This window comes from Yersinia sp. 22-579 (assembly GCF_030433455.1).
In the GTDB taxonomy this organism is placed as follows: domain Bacteria; phylum Pseudomonadota; class Gammaproteobacteria; order Enterobacterales; family Enterobacteriaceae; genus Yersinia; species Yersinia enterocolitica.
The window spans coordinates 89277-115374 of the sequence record NZ_JAUJTZ010000004.1 but is presented as its reverse complement, the minus strand read 5'-3'; the positions used below and the strand labels follow the sequence as shown (position 1 = coordinate 115374).

Sequence of the window (26098 nt, the reverse complement as noted above, 5' to 3'; positions counted from 1 at the left end):
ATCCCGAAAAACTTTTATCAGAAATAATAGAGGGAATATATACAACGAGACATGTTATCAACAGGTGTGGTTCATTACATATATAAATTAGTAGATACTTAAACTTGGTTAAATGTAACTAGTCAGTTTTATTAGAATGCCATACACACTACCAACTAAAGGAATATTTTATGAAAAAATACATACTGTGTATTTTCGTTAGTGCTCTCACTTTCAATGTGATGTCAGCAGAGTTAATGTCAAAAGTAGATTTTGAAAAGGTGAAAGGTCACTATGTAAAAGTTGCACACATTTCCACTGCCGGCGAAGTATCGCAGTCTGATGCAAAGACTGAACTATCTAAAAAGGCCGATGAGAAAGGAGGTGATATATACGTACTTACTTCGGCTAACACAAATAATAAAATCCATGCTACTGCAGATGTTTACAAGGAAAAGTAAACATTTAATTAATGCTTAATCTACTTAACCTAACACAGCCCCTTATTTATTAAGGGGTGTTTGTATTTCTATAAAGTATTAACCTTACTTATGCCAATGTTTTTTGGTATGGATAAATGCTTGGTAAATCTCTATTTTGTGGTGAAATCTCCACTCCATAATAATCAAACCTATTTGATAAAGCGATTTCATTATTCATTAATCTAGAACCTCTTTCGTAGGAAGTATGCCCAGTAGTTGTTCTGGATCTGCGGTGCTAAATTTCAAAGCCAGTTCCTGAGACATACCTCGCTCCTGATTAATCGTTGCCAGGGTAATAAAGGTCGTCTGGTGCCGAATCCCACACTAAGAGACTTCCACCGTGATATAGCGCAAGTACAAGCTTCTCAAAGCGGCTATATGCTTTAATGATTCTTTTGCCAAGTATCTTGTTATGCTCCAAACTGCCTGAGAACAGTTCATAGACTGGACATTCGTCGTGTAGGATTTGCGCGCTTCTCCATCCATCTACACGCTCAGCGCGAAAACCCAAATAGACATCGCAGTTGTATGCTTTGCTAACTTCTGTTTTATAACCGCCAGCCGGTTCGGCGTGTAATCCGACATAAATAAAACCATCATCACGGTCATCTTCAAAAATGGACTGAGGGTTATCCCAACGTTCTTCGCTGGCTCTTTCACTGTTATCTTCTACAAACGCCGCCCAGAGATCAGATGCTTTAATGAATTTTGGTATCACTCCCTCTGAAGTGAACTCAGTTATCATTTCATCCATCTTTTTGACTATGCCGCTTTCGATACCAGCCGTTTCCCATTTTTCGCGCATTAATCGGGTTATAAGGCTGTTATAGCGTTCCAGCTCGATGATGTTCTCGACGTTGGTAGGCAGCGCGGCTTTCATTGCGTTTTTCATGACCTTGCTGAAGTTGCTATATGAGCCGAAAGCATCTTCAACCAAGTTACCAAAGAGTTTTTCAATGCCTTTGTCGATAATTTCGACAGCTTTCGGGCTGTTGGAAAATTCGACGCAACGCTGAGTAAGTAAGGCTGAAAGGGGCAACTCAGTAGGTTGCTGGGATACAGAAAATGTTGGTGCATCAATCTGGTGAGTTTTATCGTTGGTCATTGGTCAGTCCTCAGTTTATTTTTTCGAAATAAATTACCCATACTCATGGGGTTTTCCTCTACAACTAAATCTCCCGTATTAACCGGTTGATAATGTCTCTCTTGGAGGGGATGCGGAGCTGGTGCGCCAATTGCCATGCTTTGCGCTGGCTCTGGGTTTTATGCTCTAACATCTTGCGGATAGTGGTCACCGGAATACCGGTATCACTGGCAATCACGTTTTCATTGTGGCCAGCGCGGTGAAACTGATAGATAGCCAGTAAAACTTCCAGTGAGTAGCGTTTACGAATACCGATATCGACCGTATTCACCTGAGATAAGCCACGCCATTGCTCATTACCGGGATAAATCGGTTTTGGCATCGGTCGATAGGGATTACCACTGCGGATCTCTGCGCGGGAGCGCATTAGCCAGATGATGCAAGCGGTGTAGTCGGCCCGGTCATCTTCCTTAAAATAGCAGCCGTTGCTTAGGTTCAGTTCCTCATCCATCATGCGGCTTCCTTTTGTTTCTGCTCTAATTCCCAGTCTTTGACGATTCGGGTGCATTGAGCATGTACCTGGCGGGCGCTGGCAGCCCCGAAGCCTTTGACGACATTAGCCAACATATCCGGCGTTCGACGGACAACATCAAACAAAGAATGGATCCCCGCGCGGGCCAGCAGTTCTAAATGTTGTTCTTTCAACGGCAGGGTTTCGGTCAGTACGGTTTCGGCCCATTCGGCCCGCTTCACCCAATGTGGGTGAGTAGGCTCAAGCAGATCACGAATACGCTGGGTAACTGCGGGTGTTAGGCCATCCGGCCAGTTCTGTTTGAAGTCATCAACCATCGGGTAGACCGGCAATGCCCACTCATTCACCGAAACGATCAGGCCAATGCCGCTGGTGGTGCGGATTTCAATATGCCAGTCAATATCGTTAATGAGCTGCATATCGTAATCACCTGAGCGCAGTTTTAGCCCCCACTGGAAGGTATAAAAGTAAAACTCAGTGCCATCATGACCACGGTAATAGGTTGGTTCGACGTCACCATCCATACGCTGGATCCGGTTGGTGAGGTCAGAAACGGCATTATTCAATTGGTCATTAACATTGACCATGACAGCCAGTTTGCTGGTTTTTTCTGCCACCTCTTTTTTGTATCGCCGGATCTCTGTTAGTTGCTGGTTTAACAGCGTGCGCTTGCTCTCCAAATCATCTTTGAGGCGAACGATCTGGATTTTCATTTTTTCAGGATTCAGTGACTTCAACCGATTCACCTCAGTAGCCAACACGCGTTGGTCTGAAAGTGAAAGATTGTATTTGGCTGAAATACTGTCTCGCTGTGCATTGGCTTCACTCACTGACAGGTCTGCATTTTCTATGCGTTCCTGCACTTGTGTTAACGCCAAGGATTTCGTGGTTAGGTCGTTTTCAGTTTTTTCTAAACGGTCGAATAAAAGGTTGTACTCGTCAGTCTCAATGTTGAGTTGTTCAATACATAGGGACTGTGCTTGGTTGAGTAAAACAGTCGCGCTCTCTATAGAGCGCTGTGCGGTGCCGGTAGTCTGCTCGATGGCAAGGTCTAACTGCGCCCGAACTGGACGCAGAGATGACTCCAGCACACTGGCAGTTGTGGCCTGTGTGGTCATGATGGGTTACCTGTGGAATGCCTGCCGGGGCAGGTTATGAAAGGTTATTGCGTGATAGAGAAATAGCGGATCCGGCCAGCTTTTACCGCGTTGTACAGGCGGTTAACTGTTTCAGTAGTAAGCTCAATTCCTGCCGCTACTAAATCAGCATCAATTTGGGCAATCCAATTAGCTGGCTTGTCTATTGTTGCCGCATTTGCTGTTTTACCCAGTTGGTCAGGAAAACTCACCGAACCCTCAGGATGCAACGGCTGATGGGGAGTTACTGCTGTGATTACGGTAGCGGTTTCTGTTACGAGCGCTACGGCGGCCAGTTGCCGTTTTTTCAATTCTTCTTGTTGTTGCTCTGCTTGTTGTCGCTGCTGTTCCTCAATCTGTTTTTGCCGGGTAATGCGTTGATCAATCATCAGCGCCAGATGTTCGTGCTCAAGGGCAATTATCTGGTTGATGTCAGCGAACAGATTTTTATAAGCCGGTTCAATATCAGCAAATAACACTAAATTGGCCTGATACTTCTTACCTAATTGATTCGCGGCTATTTTGGCGCGGGCCAGTTCATCGTTGGCTGCACTCTGCAAAGAGGTGAGGGTTTTCTTGCCTTTGATAGCAGTGGCAAAATCAACCGGGATAGTAGGTAGAGTGACAATAGCCAACTGTTTATTGATACCGGCAATGTGCTCAGCAAGAGCGGCTTTTACCTTATTCAGTATTTCAAGGCGAATAGCTTCTTTGCGCAACTTAACGAGTTTTGACAGGTCTAGCCGTTTGTTTCGCATTTCATCGCGCAAGGTATCAATGGTGCGGAAAAGTAGATCAATCTGCTCAGTCTTAGACAGTGCCTGCTGTTTAATCAGATCCAGTTCTTTCTCTGCTTTTTCACAGAACTTAACGGTTTCTTCGGCGTCAGCGAAGTCCTGATCGGTCACCAGATTAGTGTTGATGGATTGAATAAAGGCCAGCGCCTGATTCTGGTAAACAGTCAGGTTTGATTCTTTTACCGCGCCCTCTATCTCCACCAATAGGGCAGGGAGGCGCATTAAGGCTTTACCTTGCGGTATGTCTTTTATCTCAGGGGCTGTGTAACCGTTCAAATCCTGTTCAAATTGCTGCCAACCCGCCATCAATTCCTTGCGCCGCCCGCGCACCGGTAAATATTCCATCCAGACAAAGTTTTCTTGGGTGCCATCCGATACCACAAAAATGACTTTTTCTGCATCACTTACGGCAAGTTGTTGCTCCAACTGCCAGTAATATTCTGGCGGCAGGTCTTTATTTTTCACCGCCAGCGCCAGTGTGGCATTCCACATTTTGTGTTCAAACAACACATCTTCCATCATGGTCATGCCATCAAAGGAAGCCAACAAATAGCCATCGTCATCGATGGCAGTTGCAGGGAATAATTCGGTACCGATCATGGATTCTACGATGACCCGCGCTGTGGCTTCATGCGCGTGGCCTTTATCGAACAAGTTTGTTTGTACCCAATCGCTGATTTCCCGTTCCGAGCCGGTGGCCTTCATATTCAGCAATTCATCGCGGCGCATTTTACTGGAGGCTGCCATCATTACCGGGGCTTCGCTGGCAGTGAAATGGCGACTGCGTAAGGCGTGCCATTCTGGCGTGCCTTGCTGGACATTAATGATTTGCATCTTCTGCCTCCAGATGTTCGATAGTTTTGATTTGTGCCGAGGTGAGGGTGTATTTACTTTCGATGGTGTTGATGATTTGCGCGGCGGTTTTCTTGCCTTTATTGATCAGTGTTGTCCAGTCAGCCAGCGCGCGTTGAAATTGTTCCGCGCTGTATTCTGGTAGTGCCTGCGGCTGGCTTGGTTGCTGGCTGCCTTGGCTGTGTTCCTTACCTTCATTCACATCAAGACTTTTACCTTCCATTTCCTCTGCTGTTGGCTGCTGACCAATTTCCGGCCACCCTTTACGTAGTGCCTGGGCTTCGGCGCAATTACCGCAGAGCATAGATAACCCGTGGCGACGCACAACAATGACACCTGATGGTACTGTTACGCACCATACTTTGCCGGAGGTGTTTTGAGTTATTACTAATGATGATGAGTTTTTACTGAGGCCTTTCACTACTGGTGAAGTGGTTGTTTCAGAAAGGGTGAATAATGAGCACGAGCCAATATCGCTTTTTTGTACGGAAGGGCTACTTATTGAATAACCAGCTTGAATGGCTAATAACTCAAATGCAGATATGACATTGGTATTTCGTTGATGTAAGCGGCGTACAGAGCCATTGTGAGATCCATCAAATTCTAAAAGGGAATCAACAACAATTTTTGCCTGCCGAGATGATAATGATAAAATCCATTCAGGATGAACACGCTTATCGGCCGTCATATATTTTGACACTAAGCTAAAATCATACGTAAAACTCTTCTTATCCCTGATGGTTTTAATGATTCTTTTGCCGGTCACAGCCTCTCTGCCAGCGTCTTTTTTTACTGATACTTTGCTATGCAATCCCAAAGAAAATAAAGCTTCTATTTTATAGAGCCTAGATACGGAAACCCTGATTTGATGGTATCCAGAGTGGTAGCCATCGGCTAATAGGTACCCAACTAAGTATAAAAGTTGATCACTAATATTCGCATCAGGACGATTTGAAACAACAGATCTCGGAATTGCCCACTTAGAACTATCTGTCGTAGCTTTTTGGTATAGTGTTGCTGCCTCTACTTTTCCGTTGTTCGTTAACATATCGTGATTTGGTGTTACGCTAAAATTCAAGCGACTACCATTCGCTGTTACCATTGAGCCGCTATAAGGCTGCACAAATGGAATTGCAGAGGATGATTCCAAACCATTAGTTGTTACTTGTAATATTTTCCCTGTTACTTTAGAAAATAGCTGAAACCCTTCATCAGTGAGTATTTCAGTTTCATCATCAAAGCATTTGGCGAGTTGCCCATAGGGCCGTTTTTTCCACATGGCATTGGGTGCCTGAGTATCGCGGCCCGCGGTGGCATAGTTTTCCAGCCAATACTCTTTTGCACTGAACTCCACGATAGTGCCGTTAGGCATGAGTTTGCTCAGGGTGTATTTGCACCACTGAGGGAAAGTAATTTCTACTCCGTTAAAAACTTGTGTGAGGTCAGGGCCAAATTCGGGTTCCTGTGCACCGGCATAGTTACCAGAGCGGTCTGCCTGTATGCGATAGAGCCCAACACCGGGCATCACCACATCACGCATTTCATATTTACCACTTACCGCATCTTTCACGCTCATAGGAACTAAATGAACGGGTTTCATCAGCGGATCTAACTGGCGGGCGCGGCAATAACTCACCGCCATGATGACTGAATCATCTTTAGCGCCAGGGTAAATACTGTTTTTCAGCGCGTTCCACGTTGGTTCGTCAATATTCAACCCAACCACGGCGGACGGGAGATTACTGGTTGTTACTGCTTGGGTGGTCATTGGTCAGCCCTCAGATTTTGACAGCGATAGCCAGAAACATGAACGCGCCTAAAACACAGGCGAAGAAGAATTTCAGGCCAGATTGTTTGGGATACAGGTTGAAGTCGTCGCCGGTAACGCGGTGGCGGTATTGGAGTTTCTTGATGAATTCAATAGTCATGGTATGCTTTCCCATGGTTGGGTTTGGTCACTCAACCACGCTGATAATAATCCTCGTGGTTATTGTTCAGTCCTCAGTAGGTTTGCGGTTGGTCCCGCACTCCTGGGATAGCCCCGGCTTAATCGCTGGGGCTTTTCTCTTTTAGGATATGGATAAGTAAGAAAAGGTATGAAAAGACAACTTGTAGTTTTATTAGCATCAATTCTTAGTATTCCATCAGCATTTGCTGTAGATATTCCAGCCATGGAAAAGGTGATGCGTGAAGGCATGCAGAACCCGAAAACAGTGGAATATCGGTCAATCACTGAAGTAACCAACTCTACCGGCGAAACGTTTGTTTGTGGTGAGGTCCGTATTACAGGGGAAAATAGTCAAGAGGCTGATTTCATTCCCTTTGCTTATACTCAACACAAAACTATCTACGTGAGTTCAGATCTTTCTAAGAATGAGAAAAGTGAGTATCGTCTGACTGGATGTGAAGGCAAAGAATCAGAGGCATCTTGGTATAAGACTCTAACGATATTAGATACAAACTGCCTTGCCGGTTTTCAAACACTAAAAGCTTATTTCAGTGAAGGAAAATCAGACGAGCTTGCTATCGCCGCAGGCGTTAGCGTTTGGGATGATTTCAATAAAAAAATAGGAAAATCTGCTGATGCTGAATTTAATAAATCGGCTTATTACTATTTAAGATCGATATTGAATCAGGCTAAGGCTAACCCAGAAATGGGGGCTGAGATTAAAGCAGATCCAATAGCAACAAAGAATGAATTCCTTGCTAATTGCAGAGCAATTTTTATTGAAAAGGCTATCAAATAATTATCGCGATTATTATTCCTAGTCTATGAAGGTGCTTTGTGTTGCATCTAACTCCATGGCTCTTTCTGCTTTGGCAACACGGAGAAATATTTCCTCCTGCACCTCATCCAGATAGAGTTCCATAGCGGTTGTTTCGGTAAGTGCTGCAAGGTAATGGGTACTTGCACCCGCAATAAAGCAGCCATTTTTGACAGCGGTTTTAAAAGCGCCGAGCATTTTCGAATGGCGGCGTAAAAACTCAATCCGCTTGCCTAATTCCTTTTGCTCATCAGGATCCGAAATCAATAGGCGGTCATATTGTTCCAGCGATTGCTCAACCATTCGCTGATAGTTGTATTCATTCACGATGCACCTCACGGTAAGGAGTGTTGCCGAAGCCCCTGCGAACAGAGGCAGCGGTAAAGCCACTTATTCGCCGTCTTTCTTTTCGTTAATGCGTTGGAATGGGTAGCGATCTGTATCTGGCTTGATATTGCGGTAGAAGTGAGAGCCAATTGATTCAGCGCCGGAGAATGCCGCGTAATCATCAGCGGACACGTTTTTGTAGTGATACAGGGCCGCCGGTTCACCTTTCGACTTAAAACGAATCGCCAGAATGTTGTTAACTGGGTCATGGCCGATGCTGTGGATCTGGGAAGATTCAATCTGCTTCATACTAATTGCTGGTAAATTGCTCATATTGGTTCCTTTTAGGTGAAAAAAAAGAGCCACAGCCTAAGCTGTAGCTCCGATGGTTTATTTTGCTTTCCTGCTAATTAATGCTTAACGCACGCCGCGAGGTAACTTACTGCAACCACGCATCTTTTGGCGGGCAACTGCTGCAATCCGTTTCTCTGGATCTGCTGAAGTTCTGGGCTTGCTGGGTACTGCTGGCATATCTGGCATCGGTTTACACCGCACCAAAACTAATACTGCTTTTTCAACTCGGTTACTTTCACGCTTTGCCAGTGCCTGGATATGGGCATTGCGTTTTTTTGCCATACGCTTTTGACGAGATGTTGTGGCCATTGGTCAGTCCTCAGTTGGTTTTTTCCGGGATATTTATCCACGCCCGGCGCGTGCTATCCTTGCTGTCACCACAACAAGTAAGGATTTTTGTATGAAAGAAAGATTTGAATCTACTTGCCCGCTATGTGATAGCGCTGGAAGCTATGTGTTCACCGATTCTTCTAACTACATAGCTTACAAATGTGTCGAGTGCGGGATATTTGAAATCAGTACACATGCCGAAAAGCTGGTAAGAAATATGCCACCAGAGAGAAGAGCATTTTATGCATCGCTGGCAAACACCACTCCAGAAGAACCATTACTGGAGATTGCTTTTGAGGTTCTTCCCACAGGGAACCGAGTTACTCATCGTTATATCAGTGCCCACTAACTGTTGATTTTCTTCAATAGTGCGAATTGACAGCATAAGACCGTCTTTATTCAGCCAGTTATTGAGTTGCTGGAAAGTAAAGCTCGGATATTTTTCCAGTAGTTCCTTTATTTGTAGTTGTATATCTAGGCTAGGTTTATTCATGTAAACACCGTTATCAGTGATCTTATACCTACCTCCTCACACTGACAGAGGCAGGGTAAGTCCACTTCATGATTTTTTCCTCAATTGTGGGTGATTCGTGGTTTAGCTGAGCCGTGACCGGTACACGCGGACCGTTTAGTGTCACTTAACCTGTTTGTTAAAGAGCGTACCCATTGTTTCGGGTGGTGGTTCTGTTCTTGAATCTAAATGTAACTATAGTTTCGGATTGCGTCAAGTGAGATTTGATACTTTAGTTTCGGGCGCTGTTGTGAAAAACCATTTAGTGTGGTTTTTCTGAAAGATGGGGGAGTTAACGAGGTGGGCAGTCTGATTTATTAAAGGTGGCGGTCAATGTCTTTGTGGGGAATTGGTAAATATAGTTAACTGAGCCTTGATATTTATCGATGAGAATGTTGTCGCAAAGTGCATGGGTAAAACTTTCTTTCGCAACGGCTTTAGCGTGAATAACCGTTTCGTCATCAGGACTCATATCATTTATTTTATATATATAATTAATGCTTTTTTCTTTGACAAACATATCAGTTAAAAGGGTGTTGTCATCTAAACGCTTAGGGATGCCAATTTTGATTTTTTCTTCAGCAAATGCTGGTACGGCTTTTTCCCAAATTGAAGCATTATCTGATTTATCTGTTAGTGTGCGCCCTAAATCTTTAGCGAGGACAGCAAAGATAGTAGCAACAATGAGAATAATAGCTCTCGTGCCCCATTTTTTGATAAAACCTATGAGGCTATTTTCTGTTGTTGCGGCAGGTTTTGGATCAATAATGGTTTGCTGCCTTTTAGGCGAATCACTCAGCCAGGTATTTGAGGGATTTATTTGGCTTGGTTGACTAACTTGAGTTCCGCATGATGAACAATACTTGCTATGGGGCTCAACTGATGCGCCGCATTTCATACAATACATTGCTATCTCCCTATAAATTTTCCCATTTGGCTTCAACGACAACCCCAATAATACGACAGTTACCATTGATTTTTATCATTGGATACTGAGGGTTAAGCGGTTTGAGATATTTATTGCCAGCATCTTCAATATAACGTTTGAATGTAGCCTCATTATCATCAGTTAATTTAGCAATCACCAATTTACCCGAAGTGGGTTCGATATCAGGATTCACTAATACTGACATACCTTCTGGAATGGTTAGCCCCACCGGGGAGGTCATGGAGTCCCCTTTAACATCAAGCCAAAAAGCGTTTTGGCCCGCATATTTGGTGGTAGTGACCCAATCATCTATTTCGTTGAGGCTGTATGGCTCAATAGCTTCAGACCAATTCCCCGCGCTAACCCAACTGATTTTTGGGTACTCATAGGATTGTACAGGATGCGAGTCTTTATTCTCTTTCACATTCGCATCCCAATTAGCGCTGGATGTGGATTGTAATTCAGGATTTCCCTTTCCCGTCTGAAGCCATTCTGGATTGCATAAAAGAGCACGGGCAATATTAAACAGCGTATCACCATTAAAATTTTTGGTCAGCCCCAGCTCAGCTTTGCTTATAGCAACCCTCGATACACCGGCTTTCCTGGCTAATTCTTCCTGACTAAGATTCAAAGCCGCTCTACGTTCGCTAACCCTTTCAGCCAGAGTGCTTGCCATTAAATTCTCCAAATATTGTGTATAGCTAAAATCTGACACCAAAGTAACACCATCTTTGGAAACTTTGTTTTCGTTATTCTCTTGCGCGAACCCGACACTTTAGTTACGCTTAGCGAGGAGGTTTCAATGAAACTATATGAAATTTTGAAAACTGAAATTGGCAGCAATGCGGAAATTGGCCGCCGCTTTCCTGCAAAAGGTAAGCCACGAACCGGGCAAGCTGTTGGTAAGTGGCGTTCACAAGGTGTGCCTGAAGATATTGCCCTGTTGTGCCATTTATCTTCCTGCATCCCATACACCTATAACCCGGCCGACTATGGCCGTAACCCGGAAAATCTCAGCCTGGTTCTGACCAAACCAGCTCATCAGTAAAGATAGAGGACTGACCAATGACTATTAGCCCAAAGCGTTGGCTCGCTAGCTGGAGAGCTAAACGTAAGACACAAAAAACTGCTACTCCTCTTTGCCCCCTCTCACTAAACGCAAATGAGGGGAAGAGTGTGACTTTTCAGGATCTGGATCTTCTTGGCTTATCCGTGCTGAAAGGAAAACCTCAGTGCTTGAACCATCCAGAAGGGCAGCAAAGTGAGCAAATAATTCCTGACCCTCAGGTGAAATCTCCAGTGTCGGATGATTCATGATTGCATCCAGACTTTGCTTGATGCGGAGCTTATGTTGTTCATCACTACCGGATAGCACGGTAATGGCGACAACATCGACCAAGGCTCTAATGTAACTAAGGGAATTATCACTGGACATTGCGCCTCCATGGCGGACTAAAAAAGAAACGATTAACAGTTTATGTCCATGCGTGTAATCACCAAAGATATTTAAGGACTGACCAATGACCACAATTTACCAACCTGCCGGTATAACGGCAGGGGCTGCGATAGCCTCTGACGTTCGGCGGGAATTACTATCCCGCAAAAAGGTGGGAAAGAACGGTTTACCGTTCCATACCGTGCGTGAAGATCAGATTAAGACCAGGTGGACAGAAAGCGAGGCAGTGGCCATAAAAAGCACCGCCAATGCGCTGGATTCAAACCCCGCAGTAGAAACCAATGTGGCTGCAATTCGTGGTTTTTTGGCGATGTTTGCTGAAGCTCCAGAAATGCTGGCTCACGTCCATGCCGAATTAAAACTAGCCGGGCTGCCGGTACCCGAGTGGCTGCCTGAGCTTCCAATCAGCCAGGAGAAATCCCAATGACTAACATCACGCCAACGACCACACAATCGGTAGAATTGATTGCCAGTATTGTGGGTAAAAAACTGGCTATTGACGGGCAGGAGGCCCGCCGTATGGCTATCACAGGGGCTTTATCTGGTATCACCCAGGCATTTTATTCCCGCCAACATAGTCCCTCTGATGCAAAGCAGCCGTAGGGGGAACTATGACGCCATCTGAACTCATATACCAATTTGGCCGGCCGATTGCTTACTACCCTGGCTTGGTTCCATATCTTGGGAGCGTAAACGCAGTCATTTTGTTCTGCCAGTTCTTCTATTGGACTGGCAAAGAAACTTCAGAGTTTGGCATTTTTAAAACTACGGAAGAGATTGAATCTGAAACAGGATTGACCTACGAGGAACAACTCACAGCTCGTAAAAAGCTCAAGCAAGCGGGGGTTTTGAAAGAAACAAATAAGCGGTTAGAACACCGTATTTACTATCAGATTGATACCGACCGGTTGGATGGGATGCTATCGCAACCTATTGATAAATCCCCAAATGGGGAAAGCCCATTTCGGGAAACGGGAAAACCCCAATTGGCGAACGAGGAAAAGCCCAAGCCGCCAGCAAGGGATTCCCTAACTGGCGGGCAAGGGATTCCCCATTTCGATCATACAGAGATTACTACAGAGATTACTACAGAGAAGCGCACACGTAAGGCGGCTAAACATTCGGCAATAGACTTCTCCGCTTTTCCGATGGCTGTTAGCTCTGAGATTTGGGATGACTACCTAAAACACCGAAAAGCAAAACGAGCTCCAATGACTCAGACCGTGGTGAACATGTTGGGTAAGGAGTTGAGTAAAGCGGTTGCTGCTGGATGGTCTGTGGATGATGCGTTGTCTGAAGCCATGGCCGCCGGTTGGCAGGGGTTGAAATTTGAATGGTTGCAGAATCGTAGTCGGCCACAAAATCAGTGCGCTGGTAACACCGGCATGAGTCGTCAGGAAGCGCTGGAGGCCCGCAATGCACAGGTTGCTGACGATTTTGTCAATGATGGGTGGTGAGTATGCAGGGTTTAGATGATAAACGTGAATTTGCAGAAATCATGAAAGCCACTCTGGCGATATACGGCAAAGATGCTTCAAAAGCCGTGCTGGAACTCTATTGGAATGCGTTGCTGCCCAACGATATCGACACAGTGCGCCAGGCATTCAGTAACTGGCTGACCGATCCGGATCAGGGCCGTTTCTCGCCAAAGCCTGCTGATATTATCCGCAATATCCAACATATTGCCGGTAAGCCCGATTGGCTTTCAGCGAATGAGGCGTGGGCATTGGCATTACCTGCGCAAGATGAGGCTAACACGGTGATCTGGACGAATGAAATTGCCCAGGCATGGAATATTGCTCAGCCAATTATGCAGGAAGGCGACAAGGTAGGTGCGCGTATGGCTTTCATTGCGGCCTATGAGCGATTGACTAAGGCAGCACAGGGGACAGGCCGAACACCGGAGTGGTCAGTGTCGGAGGGATGGGACAAAGAAACGGTAAAACGCACGGTTGAACAGGCGGTAACAACAGGACTCTTGCCCAAACCTAAAGCTGAGAAATATCAGTTGTTGTTATCAGATAAGGGCAAGTTGGGTAATGGGGTACCAACAAAAATTCGTCATTTTTTAGACGAGTTGAAAGACAAAATTAAACAGGATCAGAAGGAAAGGGCAAGAGGATGGCGCGATGAAAGTATCAGGTTACAAGAGTCTCTGGACAGTAAACACCGAGAGTCATTGCAGCAGGCCGCCGACCACGGTTTGCATAATAATCAAGTTACTGAGGACTGACCAATGAGCATTAATTTCAAGAACGTGTTGATTTACAAACTATCCCGCGATGTATCTTTCGCCAATCTGGAAGAGCAAATGGCGCAATTCGCATTTACACCGTGTGGTAGTCAGGATATGGCGAAAACTGGTTGGATATCGCCAATGGGTAACGAAAGCGCCACGCTAGCGCATGTGGCTAACAAGCAAATCCTGATCACATTGCAGTGTGAAAAAAAGGATTTACCTGCGCCGGTTATCGCCCGTGAGCTGGCGAGTAAAGTTGAACGCTTGGAGCAAGAGCAACATCGTAAACTGAAAAAAACAGAAAAAGACTCGCTGAAAGATGAAGTTATCCAGACTCTGCTGCCACGGGCCTTTAGCAAATACTCTACAACATCCATCTGGATTAACGCAGGGGCTGGGTTAATCATCATCGATGCCGCTAGCGCGCGGAAAGCTGAAAATGCATTGTCATTACTGCGCAAAACCATGGGTTCACTGCCTGTTGTCCCTATGACACTTAATACCCCAATTGAACTGACGCTGACCGAATGGTTGCGTTCAGGTGCCGCGCCTGCTGGGTTTGTGCTTCAGGAAGAAGCTGAGTTAAAGGCTGTGTTGGAACAGAGTGGCATTCTGCGCAGTAAACATCAGGATTTAGTCAGTGACGAGATCCGTGGGCATATCGCCGCCGGTAAACTGGTTACCAAGTTGGCTTTGGAGTGGCGGGAACGTATCAGTTTCATGTTGTCCGATGATGGCAGCCTGAAGAGAGTGAAATACAGTGCCACGCTTCTGGAGCAAAATGACGATATCGATCGCGAGGATTATGCCCAGCGATTTGATGCCGATTTCATTCTGATGACGGGTGAATTAGCTGCCTTGATTGCGGATTTGGTTACCGCATTAGGCGGAGAGGCAACCAGTAGTTCATGGGTAGATTTGGACGGTGCAGAACGGGACGATGATGATCGCTACCCTGAAGCAGTGAAGTTCATCAAGACAAGCGGCAAGGCATCAATCTCTGGACTACAGCGTGAACTCCGCATTGGTTATAACCGTGCTGCCTGGCTGCTAGAAAGAATGCAGGTTGAAGGCATTGTGTCACAACCAACGCCAGACGGAACCCGCCAAGTGCTGGTCGGGGAGGGCGCGTAATGGTGATCAAGCCACACGTACCCAACGCCGAAAGGGTTGGTATTAACAACGATATAAGGTCTATGCGCCTGGCTGGTCGGTTAAGTGATGCAAACAGCCAGTTAAACCGCGTGATCAGTGCTGCCAGTGGTGCTGACTGGCGGACCCTGCGCGATCTCGAAAAATTATTATCCCAGATGTTCCCCGGTGAAGGTGATACCCAGACCGCTATAAGCGCACGCCTGCGTGAAATTAATCCTGTCCGTCATGGGCTGGTGAAACAGGTCAGAACTGTCCGCAATGAGGATAGCGGTAAGCGTGTTTGGTTTTATCGCCTGGTTCCAAATTCTGGTTATGGGGAGCCATTGCATGATTGATTTCGCCAATACCCAATATGTTCATGATCTGGCAGTTCTCAAATCCGCCCCAACGCATAAGTTGAAATTGATTGGTGATCAGTGGCGCACGCCAGATGCTCTGTTCTGGGGCATCAATGCGATGTTTGGCCCGTTAGTCCTGGATCTGTTCAGTGACGGTGAGAATGCGAAAACGCCTGCTTATTACACTGCTGAAGATAATGCGCTAACTCAAGACTGGGCCGCGAAACTGATCGAGTTGAATGGTGCAGCATATGCCAATCCGCCCTACAGCACGGCGAAGAAGCATGAAGGGCAATATATCACTGGTATGCGGCACATCATGGCTTATACCTCTGAAATGCGGCAGCGCGGCGGTCGATATGTCTATTTGACCAAAGCGGCAACGTCAGAGGTGTGGTGGCCTGAAGAAGCAGATCATATTGCATTCATTCGCGGCAGAATTGGTTTTGAAGTACCGGCTTGGTTCCGTCCCGAAGATAGCACTCAGGTGGCCTGTAATGCCGGGTTTGGTGCGGCTATTGCCATTTTCGATAAGGAATGGCGTGGCCCAGCCATTAGCTATATCAGCCGTGAGCAGTTACTTGCCACTGGCGAAGCATTTTTAGCCCAGATCCGTCGAGAGGCCGAGCGGCTGTCCTCAATGGGGGCCGTATGACAACAACGCAGCGAACTAAGTCCCCGAGAAAGAAAAAGACTGAGGTGCTGGGCGTCCTGTTACCTGGTGGTGGAATCAAGTACGCCACTGATCATGATCGCGAAACGATGAAAGGGGTGCCTGTTGGCACTCCAATTTCAATGAGTCCAATTGGTGACCGCCGTAACCTAAAACATCACCGTAAATTCTGGAAACTGCTTGAGTTGGGTTTCTCTTATTGGGTGCCAGATTGGACCTTTGTTAGTGCGCCAGAGGAATGGATCGCCCATGAAGTGGCTAAAGCTGTAGGTAGTGCCGCTGGAGATCCAGAACTCTATGAAAAGGTAACCAGGTCTATTGCTCAAGCGGTATTAGACAGGGTAATCAGGCAGCGCCAGAAGAGGTTTGATGGTGAGGCGGTAAAGACTGATGCTGCCTACTTCAACCACGTCATGATCAAGGCCGGATTCTATGACCTGATGCCCAACCCCGAGGGTGGCACATTGAAGCAGCGTTGGAGCATAGCGTTTGTGAATATGGATCAGGGAGCTTTTGACCGGATTTACAAAGGGGTGGCCGGTGTTATCTGGAATGAGACATTAGGCCAGCACTTTGATAACGAGTATGAAATGGAACAGGCAGTTAACCGGCTGCTGGAGTATTGATATGAAATCTCCGGCATTTAGAAGTAAAGCCCTACGCGATTCCGCGCGGGGCCAATGCTGCACGCTACAGATCCCCGGCATCTGTAACGGCAACCCAGAAACAACGGTACTGTGCCATTTACCCAGTTCAACCCACGGCATGGGGTATAAGTCAGATGACTTCTGGGCCGTATTTGGCTGCCACTGCTGCCATGATGTTATTGATGGGCGGGTACCATATGAATGGCAGCCTGGAGAGCTTGAGGAAACGATATTACAGGCATTGCATGCAACTCTTAGGATTTGGCTGGAGGAATCGCTGGTAACCGCTAAAGGGGGCCAGTTTGCTTAATAGCATAGATGCCATTGGCATCATCGGAACAGCAGCAAAGCTGGAAGTGCGTAACGGGAAGGTTCGTAAAGTTAACCACCAGGCGGAAACCGAGGAACAGGCCGCGCTTATTGCGTGGGCAGATAAAACTGTTATCAACGGTATTTGTATCGGGGACTATCTGATACATATCCCCAATGAGGGGAAGCGCAGGCCAAAGGCAGCAAGGGATGCTAAGCGGCTTGGATTGCGGAAAGGTGTGCCAGATTTGTTTCTGGCGCTGCCGCGCGGTGGTTATGCGGGATTGTGGATTGAGATGAAAGCGGAAAACGGAAAGGTCACTAAAATGCAACTAGGGTGGATATATCGACTAACTGATGCCAAATATGTGGCTAAAGTTTGCCATGGATTTGAACATGCCAAAGCAGAGATAAGGTGCTACTTATCCTAAATTAGTAGTAAAAATTGAGGATTAATACCATTTTTAATAGTTCTTTATATTTATACCCAAACTCGAGCTAATCCATTATAATAACTATGTGTTATCATTGTTCTGTGATTTTGGTCACGAACTCCTAATAAGTAGATACATTAGTTGATATGTAATTGTTTCGGTTGTAACTTTGTCTGAAAGTTATAATGTTATGAGATGATTATGAAGAGTGATACATCGGCACGGCAATTTTTCTGGGTAAATCATAATAAGCTATATAAAACTGAACGAAGTGGTGGTTTTTTACGCTGCCCTTATACCAATAAGGATGGTTCTAATAATCAAACTTATACAAATATCCGGGACGTGAAACTTGGTGATATAATTTTTTCATTCGCCAAACAAGAGATTGGTGCTCTAGGTGTTGCTACCTCTACATCGTATCAAGTTGTAAGATCTCCAGATTTAAATGGATTTGAAAAACCACTTCAAAAAGTTAACGTGGACTTCAGTTATCCACTGACTCCATTCAAACCTAAAGATAAAATAAAAGAAATCTCGCCGCTTCTTGAAAATAAATACTCGCCAATTCGTACTGACGGAGGCGGAAATCAAAAGTTCTATTTAACGAAACTGAGTGAAGAGCTCGGTATGCTTTTGCTCAAATTGAGTGAAAGCAAGAATATATTAAAAATATCTGATAAGATTTCAATGTCAGTAAGGGAATCGCAATTAGCTGAATCATTGGGAGTCGATGATATTTATCAGGATGTGCAAGAGGTTCTTGACTCAAATAATATTCCTGAAACTACCAAGAAACTTTTAGTTGATGCACGTGTAGGTCAAGGTGGTTTTAGAAAAAAATTAATAGAACTCTACCCCAAATGCCCAGTTACCGGCATAGGTATGCCTGAAATGATCCGTGCTAGTCACATAAAACCGTGGCGAGAAAGCTCTGATAAAGAGAGATTAGATCGATATAATGGTTTGATGCTGGCCGCGCATGTGGATGTATTGTTCGATAAGGGTTTTATTAGTTTTTCCGATCAGGGGGAAATGCTTATCGGAGACGAGCCATTAATTAGTGAAATAATAGAAGAACTCAATATAAAAACAGATATAAAAATAAAAATTAATAATAGATCAATGAAATATCTTAAGTGGCATAGGGATAATCTATTCAATAAGAGTAAATGATTGGTTGTATAACAAATGTGATTTTGTGCTTATTATAGATAATAGGTATCGTTATTTTTTTGAAAAAAGAGCAATGGATAGGCATTGACTGCTCAAAATGACTCTAATCATTGTTGCGATTCATAGTATGAGCTATACAATCAGTCCTGACCGCCAAACACAGGACTGACCAATGACCACTGCTATTGAACAACTTATCAAAATGCACGATCCGCGCTGCGTCAGCATTGAATCGCTGAACATTGGCCGAGGCCGTGCAGTTTTGACCAAAGACCAGATATTAGGTACCTTTGCTACGTGCCAGCATATACACCCTGTCGGATTCGATATTTTGATGACCAAATACCGCAATGACTGCAAAGCAGAGCAACGCTTACGGGCCGCAATTAGTGTGTGGCTGCATAAGCGACCACATCCACCTCGAGCCATTGCTGCCTGCCAGTTAGCGCTGAATATGGTATTGGATAGAAATCTCCCGGCGCAGGTAGAGCAAATTGCAACTTTACTGCGGCGTTACGGCTCCCGTACTGGAATGACCAGAAAAGTCGTTGATGGGCTACAGCAGCAAATCAAATTACTGGAAAGAGATAAAGCCCAGGCACTTGATGATGGCACTATCGCATTACTGGCAGACGAAATAAAAACCCTTCAGTCCAAAATCAAAACAGAGCGTGGCGCATTGCGGGCATGGGCTAAGCAGCAGGCATCTATAACGCAGGTATGTCCACGTTGTCACGGTGCCGGTAAAACTCTGCGACCTCATCCAGAAACATGTAACGAATGCGGTGGTGGTGGCCGTATACCGCCAACAATGGAACATCTGCGCAAATCCATGGGCATCATAGGGGCTGAGATACCTCCCGGGGAGTGGGCTGCGCAATATGTGCCGTTAGTTAAAGAATGCATGCACTGGCTATATGTAGAAGAGTCGAATGCCGGTGATGTTTTAATTGAGAGAATTCAGTTAGAAAAAGACTTTTGACCAATGATTGACCCTGAATCATATATGCGCTAAATTTCCGAAAGATGCCGGAGTATGCTTAAAAGCTGCTCCGGTTTTTTATTGGTCAGTTCCGGTCAGTCCTGACTACCCCAAAAGCCTGCATGGTTCGCCCAGCAGGCTTTTTTATTTCCCCAAACCGGGGAGGTGGTGCATGAAAATGAATGACACAAGCCAATTTCAGTATTGGTGGACGGGGTCACTTGCCGCGTTCTCCGTATTAAGCACACAGGACTACATATTTATTGTCGGCGCAGCGATTAGTGCATGGTTCACAATAAAAACGTATTACGCAAACAGGCGAGAAAAGGATGCTCAACTAAAAGAAGAACAGAAGCGGACGCAGTTACTTCGTGAGTTCTTAGAAGATAAGACCGCCGAGACTAACCCAGAAGCTATAGCTGTAGTGAATGAAGCTCTACAAAGAATGGAGAGGTGATATGTCTCCTGGATTGCGAAATAAAATAATCGGTGCGGCTTCAGGCGGTGCTATGGCAATTGCGGTGGCGTTAACTGGTGGTCATGACGGACTAGAAGGGCGTGAATACTTGCCTTATCGTGATGTGGTTGGCGTGCTAACGGTCTGCGATGGTCACACTGGCAAAGATATCATCCCCAGCAAACGTTACAGTGATGCTGAATGTGATGCTTTGCTACACAAAGATTTGATCCCCGTATTTGCCGCCATCGACCGCATCGTTAACGTTCCAATGTCCGATTTTCGCAAAGCTGCCCTGGCATCATTTGGCTACAACGTTGGTATTACTGCCATGGCCAATTCCACCATGGTGAAAAAACTCAACCGTGGCGATACTTCTGGCGCGTGCGATGAGCTGCGTAGATGGATTAAGGCTGGCGGCAAGGTTTGGAAGGGGTTAGTCAATCGCCGTGAAGTCGAGCGCGAATTATGTCTGATGCCATAAAACCGTTATAAATTAGCTAATAACACCCATTTACATGCTGTTTTGGTAACGCTACGTGAAATCTGAATCACTGGTGTATGCCATTACCCCTGCTTTTTTCATAGTAAACGGCATTAAGCCCGGATCCTGATATGTCCACAAAACTACTTATCGCGATTGCCAGCGTTCTGCTGGTGGTGATCCTGTGCCTTGGCGGTACCGCTTTCTATTTCCACAAATCTGCTGTTGAGAAGGCCGGGCAATTATCACAACTGCAAAGTGATCTGGATGAATCAAAAGCCACCCAGGCATTACAGGCTTTTCAGTTCCAGCGCTCCAATGAGATAGCTGCGCAGGCCGGTAGCTATAACGTCACCATTTCTGCCAAAAGCGAGGAAAGGCAAATTGAAAATCGCAAAGACCTCAAAGTTGAGGAATGCGCTGATCGGTATATCCCTGATTCTACTGCTCAGCGGATGTACGACTATACGGACGGTCTACGTGCCAGGGCAATGCGCAATTCCGGCCAACCTGACGGAACCCTTACTGGTACCACTTCCCCCCACAGAATGACTTACCGCCAAGCAGTGCTGTGGCTTGACCCGTTACTGATCCTGTTAGACCGGGCTAATAACGATAGAGAGTTGATCCGCAGTCTGCCATCACAGCAATCCAATGGGGATAAATGAGCTGAAGCAAGTCATTACAGAGTCACTTCCCAAGAGGTGGCTCAATAATGGCCCACAACAGACTAATAGAACACTATGGCAAAGCATGATTGGGAAGCGTTACAAGCTGCCTTTCTGGCTGATAACGCGGTTACAGGAATTACCGCTCAGCAATGGTGTGAACAGCATGGACTTAATTACCAATCTGCACGCCGCTATATCAAACCTCGTGCTGCGCAGTCTGCGCAAAAGAAACCCCGTAGAACTGCGCACAATGCGCAATCCGATGCTACTGCGCAACAGTGCGCAAACAGTGATGACGTGGAAGAGGAAGAACAGAAATTATCATCGGACACAGACGATGACCGCGATCCCGAGTCAGAGCCAACCGAGAAACCGAACTCCGGCAGATCTGGCAATGGGCAATTCACCAAAGGCAACCGTCATTCAGAAGGTAATGCAGGTAATCCCAATCCGGTTGGCGCTTTTACTCCCGGCAATCAGGCAGCCAGAAAGCATGGCGCTTATGCGCGGTATCTGAATGCAGATGATTTGTTTGAGGCGGCGGCAGATTCAGATCTCCATGACGAACTGATATTCACCCGAGCGCGGGCATTATCAGTTACCAAGACCATGCGGAAAATCCACGAGGATTTAGTGGCAGCGGAGTCTGTTGAAGCGCGAATAGAACTGTATGACAAGCTGCTCAAGGCTGAATCAGCGCTGGATAGAAACATTGGCCGTATTGAATCCATAGAGAACAGTTTGAGTAAATTGAAGTTGGATGCCATCAACGGACCTCGTTTAAAGGCTGATACCTACCGCATTAAAGCAGCCACTTCTAAGTTGGAGGCTGAGACTCAAAAATTAACGTCAGAAGGCAAGGGAGTTACAACACCACTCAGCGAAGCAGTGAAGGAAGTTAGGGACTCAGGACAGGACGGTTTGCTGTGAAACAAGACGATAGACTTAACGATGCAGATATTGCCGTAATGACTGAGGCAGAACAGATAGCCTATATCAAAGCTCATTTATCTGATGTTTGGTGGCGGTTGAATAACCTATACAAGATAGTCAATGAAGATGGCGAGCTAGTGACCTTTCGCATGCGCCCTGCACAGCGAGAGTTGTTCAAGAATATGCACTATCGAAATATCATTCTCAAAGCTCGCCAACTAGGCTTCTCAACAGGTATAGATATCTACCTGCTCGATCAGGCGCTTTTTAACAAAAATCTCTCCTGTGGGATCATCGCTCAGGATTTACCGGCGGCAGGGGAAATATTCAGTACCAAAATATCTATTCCGTTCGATAACTTGCCTGTTTGGTTACGCGCAACGTTTCAAATCAATACCCGACGTGAAGGTGCCAATGGAGGGCATATAGAATTTGCTCATGGTTCAAAGATCCGCGTATCAACCTCATTCCGTTCAGGGACGGTACAACGGCTACATATTTCAGAGCATGGGAAAATTTGCGCCAAGTATCCGGCTAAGGCGAAAGAGGTCAGAACGGGAACGCTCAACGCCATCAAAGACGGCTGCATTGTTTTTATTGAAAGCACCGCTGAAGGCGTAGGCGGCGATTTCCACACCATGAGCACGCGAGCCATGGATTTAGGCCAATTAAAGCTACCGCTCACCTCACAAGATTATAAATTCCATTTCTTTGCCTGGTGGCAGGATCCTAAATATCAGACCTCAGTACCAACGGGGGGCCTGCGTTTAAGTAAATACCATCAGGCGTATTTTGCTGCTGTTGAGCAAACGATGGGTATCACTTTGCTTGATGAACAAAAGCAGTGGTATATCCGCAAAGAAATTGAGCAGCAGGAGGAAATGAAACAGGAATTCCCTAGCACGCCATCTGAGGCATTTCTCACCTCTGGCCGCCGCGTATTTGCCGCCATCAATGTCATGCAGGCCGAAGGTCAGTGTCAGTCTCCGTTGCTGGTATATGACATTGAGCCAGTAACCGGTAAGCGAACCAAAGTTCAGGCGTTACGTGCGGGCAATGCAGAAGAACTGCAACGCACGCTACTGAATCACTTATTGGTGTGGGAACTGCCGGATCCAGATGAGGATTACGCTATTGGTGGTGATGTGGCTGAGGGCTTGGAAAACCGTGACCGATCATCATTTGATGTGGTGAAAAAGTCTACCGGGGAACAGGTCGCCCATTGGTTCGGCTATCTGGATGCTGAGTTATTCGCTCAACTAATGGCCCACGTTGGCCGCTGGTACAACACTGCATTTATTGGCCCGGAACGAAACAACCACGGCCATGCAGTCATACAGAAGTTACGTGAAGTTTACCCGCACCGTTCTATCTACTCAGAGCAATATCTCGACCGTGATCACGATGATGAAACACCAAAACTGGGCTGGCTAACTACCGCACAAAGCAAGCCGGTCATCATCGAGGGGCTTAAATCACTGCTTCGTGAGAATGCTTCTGGAGTCCGCTGGATTGGCACCATCAATGAATTGAATACCTACGTTTATGACGCAAGAGGTCGCATGAATGCCCAAACGGGTTGTTTTGATGACCAGGTGATGAGCTATGCCATTGCACAAGAAATGCGTGCGCGAATGCCTGCACGTCCGAAACACCAACCTATTGACCGTTCTAAACCTAAACACTGGATGGCTATCTGATGAATATCCCAACTAATGAATCTGAGGTTCCTCAATCTCAGTCAGCAAACCGTGACCGCTTTACACTTGAGCGATTGATGGATATCTCTTCGGATATTGACCATCAGCCAGACTGGCGCACTAACGCGAATACCGCCTGCGCCTATTACGATGGTGACCAGCTTGCACCGGAAGTGGTAGCAAAGCTACGAGAACGCGGACAACCATTAACGCAACATAACCTTATCGCTCCGACTATCGACGGCGTGCTGGGCATGGAGGCTAAGACCCGCACCGATCTAATGGTGATTGCTGATGATCCTAATGAAGAAATGGAAGTGATGGCCGAAGCAGTCAATGCTGAGTTTGCCGATACCTGCCGACTAAGTGGTTTGAATAAGGCCCGTAGTGATGCTTATGCTGAGCAAATTAAAGCCGGGCTATCGTGGGTTGAGGTACGCCGCAACAGTGACCCATTCGATAATAAATTCAAAGTGTCTACCGTTCATCGTAATGAGGTGTTCTGGGATTGGTTCAGCCGCGAGGCGGATCTGAGTGATTGCCGTTGGTTGATGCGTAAGCGTTGGCTGGATGTGGATGAGGTGAAAGGGACATTCCCCGACAAATCGCAAATTATCGATTACTCCCTCAATGAGTGGAAAGGCTTTGTGGATACCGAACTGGCGGCCGGGCAAGAATCGGATCTGATGAGCGCCTATGAAGAGTATCAATCGTGGAGCCGTGAGAGCACCGAATGGGTATCATCCAACCGTAAGCGTGTATTGCTTCAGGTTATCTACTATCGGACCTTCCAGCGCCTGCCAATCCTGCAATTAAGCAATGGCCGCGTTGTAGAATATGACAAGAACAACGTTATGCATGCTGTGGCTGTGGCCACTGACCGGGTTCAGGTCACCATGGCTCGTGTCAGCCGGATCCGTGAGTCGTGGTTTGTCGGTCCTCATTTCATCATTGACCGCCCATGTACAGCGCCGCAAGGTATGTTTCCACTGATTCCGTTCTGGGGCTATCGCAAAGATAAAACGGGAGCGCCGTATGGTTTGGCCTGCCGTGCCATTCCCGCACAGGATGAAGTGAATTTCCGCCGCATCAAGTTGACCTGGCTGCTGCAAGCAAAACGGGTAATTAAAGATGCAGATGCCACGGAAATGACCGATAAACAGTTGGCCGAAGAAATTGAACGCCCGGATGGGGTGATTAACCTAAATCCCAACCGTGCCAATAAGACGACAGCGGCAGATGCATTAAACATCCAGCAAGACTTTCAAGTTGCACAGCAGCAGTTTCAGGTTATGCAGGAATCCATGAAGTTGATTCAGGATGGTCTGGGTGTTTACTCAGCGTTCCTCGGGCAAGACTCCAATGCATCCAGTGGTGTGGCGATCAGTAACTTGGTAGAGCAGGGTGCGACTACCTTGGCGGAAATCAACGACAACTATCAGTTTGCTTGCCAACAAGTGGGCCAGTTATTGTTGTGCTATTTGCTGGAAGAGTTAACCAAGCGCCGAAATTATCCGGTCGTGATTAATCGTGATGATCCACGCAAGCGCAAAGAGGTGGTATTGAATGCCGCCGAAGAGGCTGGACGGATGAATAACGATGTATCACGGCTACGTGCGCATATCGCTCTGGCACCGATTCAACAGACGCCAGCCTATAAATCTCAACTGGCGCAGCGTTTGTCTGAGGTCATCACCGGCTTGCCACCGCAGATTCAGGTTAGCGTGTTGGATATGTGGGTAGAACTGTTAGACCTGCCAAATAAACAAGAATTTGTTGAGCGGATCCGTAGCGCATTGGGTACACCAAAATCGCCGGATGAGATGACACCAGAAGAACAACAGGCGGCGCAGCAGGAGCAACAGTTACAACAGCAACAGCAGGAACTGGCGATGCGTGAGATTGCCGGTAAGGTTGCAAAATTGGAGGCTGAAGCCCAACGTATTAATGCCCAAGCGGAACGCGAGGCAACATTAGCGAATGGTCAGCGCTTCAATGATGCTTATACTCAGGCTAAAACGGGGCAGGTGCTGCAAGATATGCAGAATGTGACCGAAGAGATTGGTGCGTTACATGAAGAAATGATGCAGACCATTCAAGGTCAAATTGACCAAATACCATTATAGCTATTGCATGCCTGCAAAATACGCGCTAAATTTCCGAAAGATGCACTACATTGCACTGAATTAAGCCTCGCCTAACCGCGGGGCTTTTTGCTTTCTGGTACCCCTGGTTTTCATCTGAATAACTTGCCCACAACGCGTGGGCTTTCCTTTTTCTACTCATTCGGTTTATGCCGCTAAGCGCTCTTATCCAAGAGTGCTTATTCGCATGGGCAGCGATACGCCTTTCTCATTCGGATCTATC

Annotated in this window: 33 protein-coding genes and 2 pseudogenes; 23 read left to right on the top strand and 12 right to left on the bottom strand. The window is 46.3% G+C overall.

Features of this window, described 5'->3' with window-relative positions; translation table 11 throughout:
* The first annotated feature begins 170 nt into the window (after positions 1-170).
* The gene (yahO, locus tag QSV56_RS06370; protein ID WP_050130922.1) at positions 171-440 is read left to right on the top strand and encodes a DUF1471 family periplasmic protein YahO; all 270 of its coding nucleotides are present in this window, start codon (positions 171-173) and stop codon (positions 438-440) included.
* A 298-nt stretch (positions 441-738) separates the two neighbouring features.
* Here the strand turns inward: yahO and QSV56_RS06365 are convergent, their stop codons facing one another.
* The 6 genes and pseudogenes from QSV56_RS06365 to QSV56_RS06340 form a co-directional block, all read right to left on the bottom strand.
* On the bottom strand, positions 739-1566 hold the full coding sequence (locus QSV56_RS06365) for a hypothetical protein (protein WP_301211545.1): 828 nt from the start codon (positions 1564-1566) through the stop codon (positions 739-741).
* Between the two features lie 64 nt (positions 1567-1630).
* Entirely contained in the window at positions 1631-2056 is a 426-nt protein-coding gene (locus QSV56_RS06360) for a hypothetical protein (RefSeq protein WP_301211543.1), read from the bottom strand.
* A complete protein-coding gene (locus QSV56_RS06355; protein ID WP_301211541.1) occupies positions 2056-3195 on the bottom strand; it encodes a hypothetical protein in 1140 nt (379 codons plus the stop codon). The genes QSV56_RS06360 and QSV56_RS06355 overlap by 1 nt, the downstream gene beginning before the upstream one ends.
* Before the next feature lie 44 nt (positions 3196-3239).
* Positions 3240-4844: a YqaJ viral recombinase family protein gene (locus tag QSV56_RS06350; protein WP_301211538.1), complete on the bottom strand. Its 1605-nt coding sequence runs from the start codon at positions 4842-4844 to the stop codon at positions 3240-3242.
* Between the two features lie 1258 nt (positions 4845-6102).
* Positions 6103-6630, bottom strand: a pseudogene (gene bet, locus QSV56_RS06345) (phage recombination protein Bet); the annotation flags it as partial.
* Positions 6631-6640: 10 nt separating this feature from the next.
* Complete coding sequence (locus QSV56_RS06340) at positions 6641-6790, bottom strand: hypothetical protein (RefSeq protein WP_154295109.1); 150 nt, start codon at positions 6788-6790, stop codon at positions 6641-6643.
* A gap of 168 nt (positions 6791-6958) precedes the next feature.
* Here QSV56_RS06340 and QSV56_RS06335 point away from each other — a divergent pair, with 168 nt between their 5' ends.
* Positions 6959-7609, top strand: a complete 651-nt coding sequence (locus tag QSV56_RS06335; RefSeq protein WP_050876379.1) for a hypothetical protein — start codon at positions 6959-6961, stop codon at positions 7607-7609.
* A gap of 18 nt (positions 7610-7627) precedes the next feature.
* Here QSV56_RS06335 and QSV56_RS06330 read toward each other — a convergent pair whose 3' ends face one another.
* From QSV56_RS06330 to QSV56_RS06320, 3 genes are all read right to left on the bottom strand, one after another.
* Positions 7628-7954, bottom strand: a complete 327-nt coding sequence (locus tag QSV56_RS06330; protein ID WP_301211530.1) for a hypothetical protein — start codon at positions 7952-7954, stop codon at positions 7628-7630.
* A 63-nt stretch (positions 7955-8017) separates the two neighbouring features.
* Positions 8018-8287, bottom strand: coding sequence for a KTSC domain-containing protein (locus QSV56_RS06325; protein ID WP_050297935.1), 270 nt, complete (start codon positions 8285-8287; stop codon positions 8018-8020).
* A gap of 84 nt (positions 8288-8371) precedes the next feature.
* Positions 8372-8617, bottom strand: coding sequence for a hypothetical protein (locus QSV56_RS06320; RefSeq protein WP_050126800.1), 246 nt, complete (start codon positions 8615-8617; stop codon positions 8372-8374).
* A gap of 91 nt (positions 8618-8708) precedes the next feature.
* Between QSV56_RS06320 and QSV56_RS06315 the strand changes: the two genes are divergently transcribed.
* Positions 8709-8987, top strand: coding sequence for a hypothetical protein (locus tag QSV56_RS06315; RefSeq protein ID WP_301211523.1), 279 nt, complete (start codon positions 8709-8711; stop codon positions 8985-8987).
* Positions 8988-9441: 454 nt separating this feature from the next.
* On the opposite strand, the gene QSV56_RS06310 is transcribed toward QSV56_RS06315, so the two are convergent.
* Positions 9442-10056: a zinc ribbon domain-containing protein gene (locus tag QSV56_RS06310; protein ID WP_050877586.1), complete on the bottom strand. Its 615-nt coding sequence runs from the start codon at positions 10054-10056 to the stop codon at positions 9442-9444.
* A gap of 10 nt (positions 10057-10066) precedes the next feature.
* The gene (locus tag QSV56_RS06305; RefSeq protein WP_301211520.1) at positions 10067-10753 is read right to left on the bottom strand and encodes a LexA family transcriptional regulator; all 687 of its coding nucleotides are present in this window, start codon (positions 10751-10753) and stop codon (positions 10067-10069) included.
* Positions 10754-10879: 126 nt separating this feature from the next.
* Here QSV56_RS06305 and QSV56_RS06300 point away from each other — a divergent pair, with 126 nt between their 5' ends.
* A complete protein-coding gene (locus QSV56_RS06300) occupies positions 10880-11125 on the top strand; it encodes a hypothetical protein (protein WP_050148857.1) in 246 nt (81 codons plus the stop codon).
* An 81-nt stretch (positions 11126-11206) separates the two neighbouring features.
* Here QSV56_RS06300 and QSV56_RS06295 read toward each other — a convergent pair whose 3' ends face one another.
* Positions 11207-11512, bottom strand: coding sequence for a hypothetical protein (locus QSV56_RS06295; protein WP_301211514.1), 306 nt, complete (start codon positions 11510-11512; stop codon positions 11207-11209).
* Between the two features lie 85 nt (positions 11513-11597).
* Between QSV56_RS06295 and QSV56_RS06290 the strand changes: the two genes are divergently transcribed.
* The 19 genes and pseudogenes from QSV56_RS06290 (at position 11598) to QSV56_RS06200 (ending at position 25857) form a co-directional block, all read left to right on the top strand.
* Positions 11598-11960, top strand: a complete 363-nt coding sequence (locus tag QSV56_RS06290) for a hypothetical protein (protein ID WP_301211512.1) — start codon at positions 11598-11600, stop codon at positions 11958-11960.
* On the top strand, positions 11957-12136 hold the full coding sequence (locus QSV56_RS06285) for a hypothetical protein (RefSeq protein WP_050130888.1): 180 nt from the start codon (positions 11957-11959) through the stop codon (positions 12134-12136). The genes QSV56_RS06290 and QSV56_RS06285 overlap by 4 nt, the downstream gene beginning before the upstream one ends.
* Positions 12137-12144: 8 nt before the next feature.
* Positions 12145-12990, top strand: coding sequence for a hypothetical protein (locus QSV56_RS06280; RefSeq protein WP_301211508.1), 846 nt, complete (start codon positions 12145-12147; stop codon positions 12988-12990).
* A 2-nt stretch (positions 12991-12992) separates the two neighbouring features.
* Positions 12993-13766, top strand: coding sequence for a hypothetical protein (locus tag QSV56_RS06275; protein ID WP_226719288.1), 774 nt, complete (start codon positions 12993-12995; stop codon positions 13764-13766).
* Positions 13767-13769: 3 nt separating this feature from the next.
* Positions 13770-14669, top strand: a pseudogene (gene rdgC, locus QSV56_RS06270) (recombination-associated protein RdgC); the annotation flags it as partial.
* Positions 14670-14735: 66 nt separating this feature from the next.
* Positions 14736-14906, top strand: a complete 171-nt coding sequence (locus QSV56_RS06265) for a DNA translocase FtsK (RefSeq protein ID WP_301211700.1) — start codon at positions 14736-14738, stop codon at positions 14904-14906.
* Complete coding sequence (locus QSV56_RS06260) at positions 14906-15262, top strand: hypothetical protein (protein WP_049603919.1); 357 nt, start codon at positions 14906-14908, stop codon at positions 15260-15262. Before QSV56_RS06265 ends, QSV56_RS06260 begins: the two co-directional genes overlap by 1 nt.
* On the top strand, positions 15255-15920 hold the full coding sequence (locus tag QSV56_RS06255) for a phage N-6-adenine-methyltransferase (RefSeq protein WP_226719286.1): 666 nt from the start codon (positions 15255-15257) through the stop codon (positions 15918-15920). Before QSV56_RS06260 ends, QSV56_RS06255 begins: the two co-directional genes overlap by 8 nt.
* Positions 15917-16564, top strand: a complete 648-nt coding sequence (locus QSV56_RS06250; protein ID WP_226719285.1) for a DUF1367 family protein — start codon at positions 15917-15919, stop codon at positions 16562-16564. Before QSV56_RS06255 ends, QSV56_RS06250 begins: the two co-directional genes overlap by 4 nt.
* Before the next feature lies 1 nt (position 16565).
* Complete coding sequence (locus QSV56_RS06245; protein WP_301211495.1) at positions 16566-16895, top strand: DUF1364 domain-containing protein; 330 nt, start codon at positions 16566-16568, stop codon at positions 16893-16895.
* Positions 16888-17325, top strand: coding sequence for a VRR-NUC domain-containing protein (locus QSV56_RS06240; protein ID WP_301211492.1), 438 nt, complete (start codon positions 16888-16890; stop codon positions 17323-17325). Before QSV56_RS06245 ends, QSV56_RS06240 begins: the two co-directional genes overlap by 8 nt.
* A gap of 204 nt (positions 17326-17529) precedes the next feature.
* Positions 17530-18504, top strand: a complete 975-nt coding sequence (locus tag QSV56_RS06235) for an HNH endonuclease (protein WP_050875397.1) — start codon at positions 17530-17532, stop codon at positions 18502-18504.
* Between the two features lie 172 nt (positions 18505-18676).
* A complete protein-coding gene (locus QSV56_RS06230; protein ID WP_050946156.1) occupies positions 18677-19486 on the top strand; it encodes a TIGR02642 family protein in 810 nt (269 codons plus the stop codon).
* A gap of 178 nt (positions 19487-19664) precedes the next feature.
* Positions 19665-19943: a hypothetical protein gene (locus tag QSV56_RS06225; protein WP_050946169.1), complete on the top strand. Its 279-nt coding sequence runs from the start codon at positions 19665-19667 to the stop codon at positions 19941-19943.
* A gap of 1 nt (position 19944) precedes the next feature.
* A complete protein-coding gene (locus QSV56_RS06220) occupies positions 19945-20427 on the top strand; it encodes a lysozyme (protein ID WP_050946155.1) in 483 nt (160 codons plus the stop codon).
* A gap of 131 nt (positions 20428-20558) precedes the next feature.
* Positions 20559-21095, top strand: coding sequence for a hypothetical protein (locus QSV56_RS06215; RefSeq protein WP_050946154.1), 537 nt, complete (start codon positions 20559-20561; stop codon positions 21093-21095).
* A 75-nt stretch (positions 21096-21170) separates the two neighbouring features.
* A complete protein-coding gene (locus tag QSV56_RS06210; protein ID WP_050946153.1) occupies positions 21171-22028 on the top strand; it encodes a hypothetical protein in 858 nt (285 codons plus the stop codon).
* A gap of 38 nt (positions 22029-22066) precedes the next feature.
* Positions 22067-23731, top strand: a complete 1665-nt coding sequence (locus QSV56_RS06205) for a terminase (RefSeq protein WP_301211698.1) — start codon at positions 22067-22069, stop codon at positions 23729-23731.
* Entirely contained in the window at positions 23731-25857 is a 2127-nt protein-coding gene (locus QSV56_RS06200; RefSeq protein WP_301211486.1) for a portal protein, read from the top strand. Before QSV56_RS06205 ends, QSV56_RS06200 begins: the two co-directional genes overlap by 1 nt.
* Positions 25858-26098: the final 241 nt, after the last annotated feature.

Excerpts from the sequence above, each read along its gene's own strand:
- yahO (WP_050130922.1), top strand. The coding sequence starts at position 171 with ATGAAAAAATACATACTGTGTATTTTCGTTAGTGCTCTCACTTTCAAT.
- QSV56_RS06365 (WP_301211545.1), bottom strand. The coding sequence starts at position 1,566 with ATGACCAACGATAAAACTCACCAGATTGATGCACCAACATTTTCTGTA.
- QSV56_RS06360 (WP_301211543.1), bottom strand. The coding sequence starts at position 2,056 with ATGGATGAGGAACTGAACCTAAGCAACGGCTGCTATTTTAAGGAAGAT.
- QSV56_RS06355 (WP_301211541.1), bottom strand. The coding sequence starts at position 3,195 with ATGACCACACAGGCCACAACTGCCAGTGTGCTGGAGTCATCTCTGCGT.
- QSV56_RS06350 (WP_301211538.1), bottom strand. The coding sequence starts at position 4,844 with ATGCAAATCATTAATGTCCAGCAAGGCACGCCAGAATGGCACGCCTTA.
- QSV56_RS06340 (WP_154295109.1), bottom strand. The coding sequence starts at position 6,790 with ATGACTATTGAATTCATCAAGAAACTCCAATACCGCCACCGCGTTACC.
- QSV56_RS06335 (WP_050876379.1), top strand. The coding sequence starts at position 6,959 with ATGAAAAGACAACTTGTAGTTTTATTAGCATCAATTCTTAGTATTCCA.
- QSV56_RS06325 (WP_050297935.1), bottom strand. The coding sequence starts at position 8,287 with ATGAGCAATTTACCAGCAATTAGTATGAAGCAGATTGAATCTTCCCAG.
- QSV56_RS06320 (WP_050126800.1), bottom strand. The coding sequence starts at position 8,617 with ATGGCCACAACATCTCGTCAAAAGCGTATGGCAAAAAAACGCAATGCC.
- QSV56_RS06315 (WP_301211523.1), top strand. The coding sequence starts at position 8,709 with ATGAAAGAAAGATTTGAATCTACTTGCCCGCTATGTGATAGCGCTGGA.
- QSV56_RS06310 (WP_050877586.1), bottom strand. The coding sequence starts at position 10,056 with ATGTATTGTATGAAATGCGGCGCATCAGTTGAGCCCCATAGCAAGTAT.
- QSV56_RS06305 (WP_301211520.1), bottom strand. The coding sequence starts at position 10,753 with ATGGCAAGCACTCTGGCTGAAAGGGTTAGCGAACGTAGAGCGGCTTTG.
- QSV56_RS06300 (WP_050148857.1), top strand. The coding sequence starts at position 10,880 with ATGAAACTATATGAAATTTTGAAAACTGAAATTGGCAGCAATGCGGAA.
- QSV56_RS06295 (WP_301211514.1), bottom strand. The coding sequence starts at position 11,512 with ATGTCCAGTGATAATTCCCTTAGTTACATTAGAGCCTTGGTCGATGTT.
- QSV56_RS06290 (WP_301211512.1), top strand. The coding sequence starts at position 11,598 with ATGACCACAATTTACCAACCTGCCGGTATAACGGCAGGGGCTGCGATA.
- QSV56_RS06285 (WP_050130888.1), top strand. The coding sequence starts at position 11,957 with ATGACTAACATCACGCCAACGACCACACAATCGGTAGAATTGATTGCC.
- QSV56_RS06280 (WP_301211508.1), top strand. The coding sequence starts at position 12,145 with ATGACGCCATCTGAACTCATATACCAATTTGGCCGGCCGATTGCTTAC.
- QSV56_RS06275 (WP_226719288.1), top strand. The coding sequence starts at position 12,993 with ATGCAGGGTTTAGATGATAAACGTGAATTTGCAGAAATCATGAAAGCC.
- QSV56_RS06260 (WP_049603919.1), top strand. The coding sequence starts at position 14,906 with ATGGTGATCAAGCCACACGTACCCAACGCCGAAAGGGTTGGTATTAAC.
- QSV56_RS06255 (WP_226719286.1), top strand. The coding sequence starts at position 15,255 with ATGATTGATTTCGCCAATACCCAATATGTTCATGATCTGGCAGTTCTC.
- QSV56_RS06250 (WP_226719285.1), top strand. The coding sequence starts at position 15,917 with ATGACAACAACGCAGCGAACTAAGTCCCCGAGAAAGAAAAAGACTGAG.
- QSV56_RS06245 (WP_301211495.1), top strand. The coding sequence starts at position 16,566 with ATGAAATCTCCGGCATTTAGAAGTAAAGCCCTACGCGATTCCGCGCGG.
- QSV56_RS06235 (WP_050875397.1), top strand. The coding sequence starts at position 17,530 with ATGAAGAGTGATACATCGGCACGGCAATTTTTCTGGGTAAATCATAAT.
- QSV56_RS06230 (WP_050946156.1), top strand. The coding sequence starts at position 18,677 with ATGACCACTGCTATTGAACAACTTATCAAAATGCACGATCCGCGCTGC.
- QSV56_RS06225 (WP_050946169.1), top strand. The coding sequence starts at position 19,665 with ATGAATGACACAAGCCAATTTCAGTATTGGTGGACGGGGTCACTTGCC.
- QSV56_RS06220 (WP_050946155.1), top strand. The coding sequence starts at position 19,945 with ATGTCTCCTGGATTGCGAAATAAAATAATCGGTGCGGCTTCAGGCGGT.
- QSV56_RS06215 (WP_050946154.1), top strand. The coding sequence starts at position 20,559 with ATGTCCACAAAACTACTTATCGCGATTGCCAGCGTTCTGCTGGTGGTG.
- QSV56_RS06210 (WP_050946153.1), top strand. The coding sequence starts at position 21,171 with ATGGCAAAGCATGATTGGGAAGCGTTACAAGCTGCCTTTCTGGCTGAT.
- QSV56_RS06205 (WP_301211698.1), top strand. The coding sequence starts at position 22,067 with ATGACTGAGGCAGAACAGATAGCCTATATCAAAGCTCATTTATCTGAT.
- QSV56_RS06200 (WP_301211486.1), top strand. The coding sequence starts at position 23,731 with ATGAATATCCCAACTAATGAATCTGAGGTTCCTCAATCTCAGTCAGCA.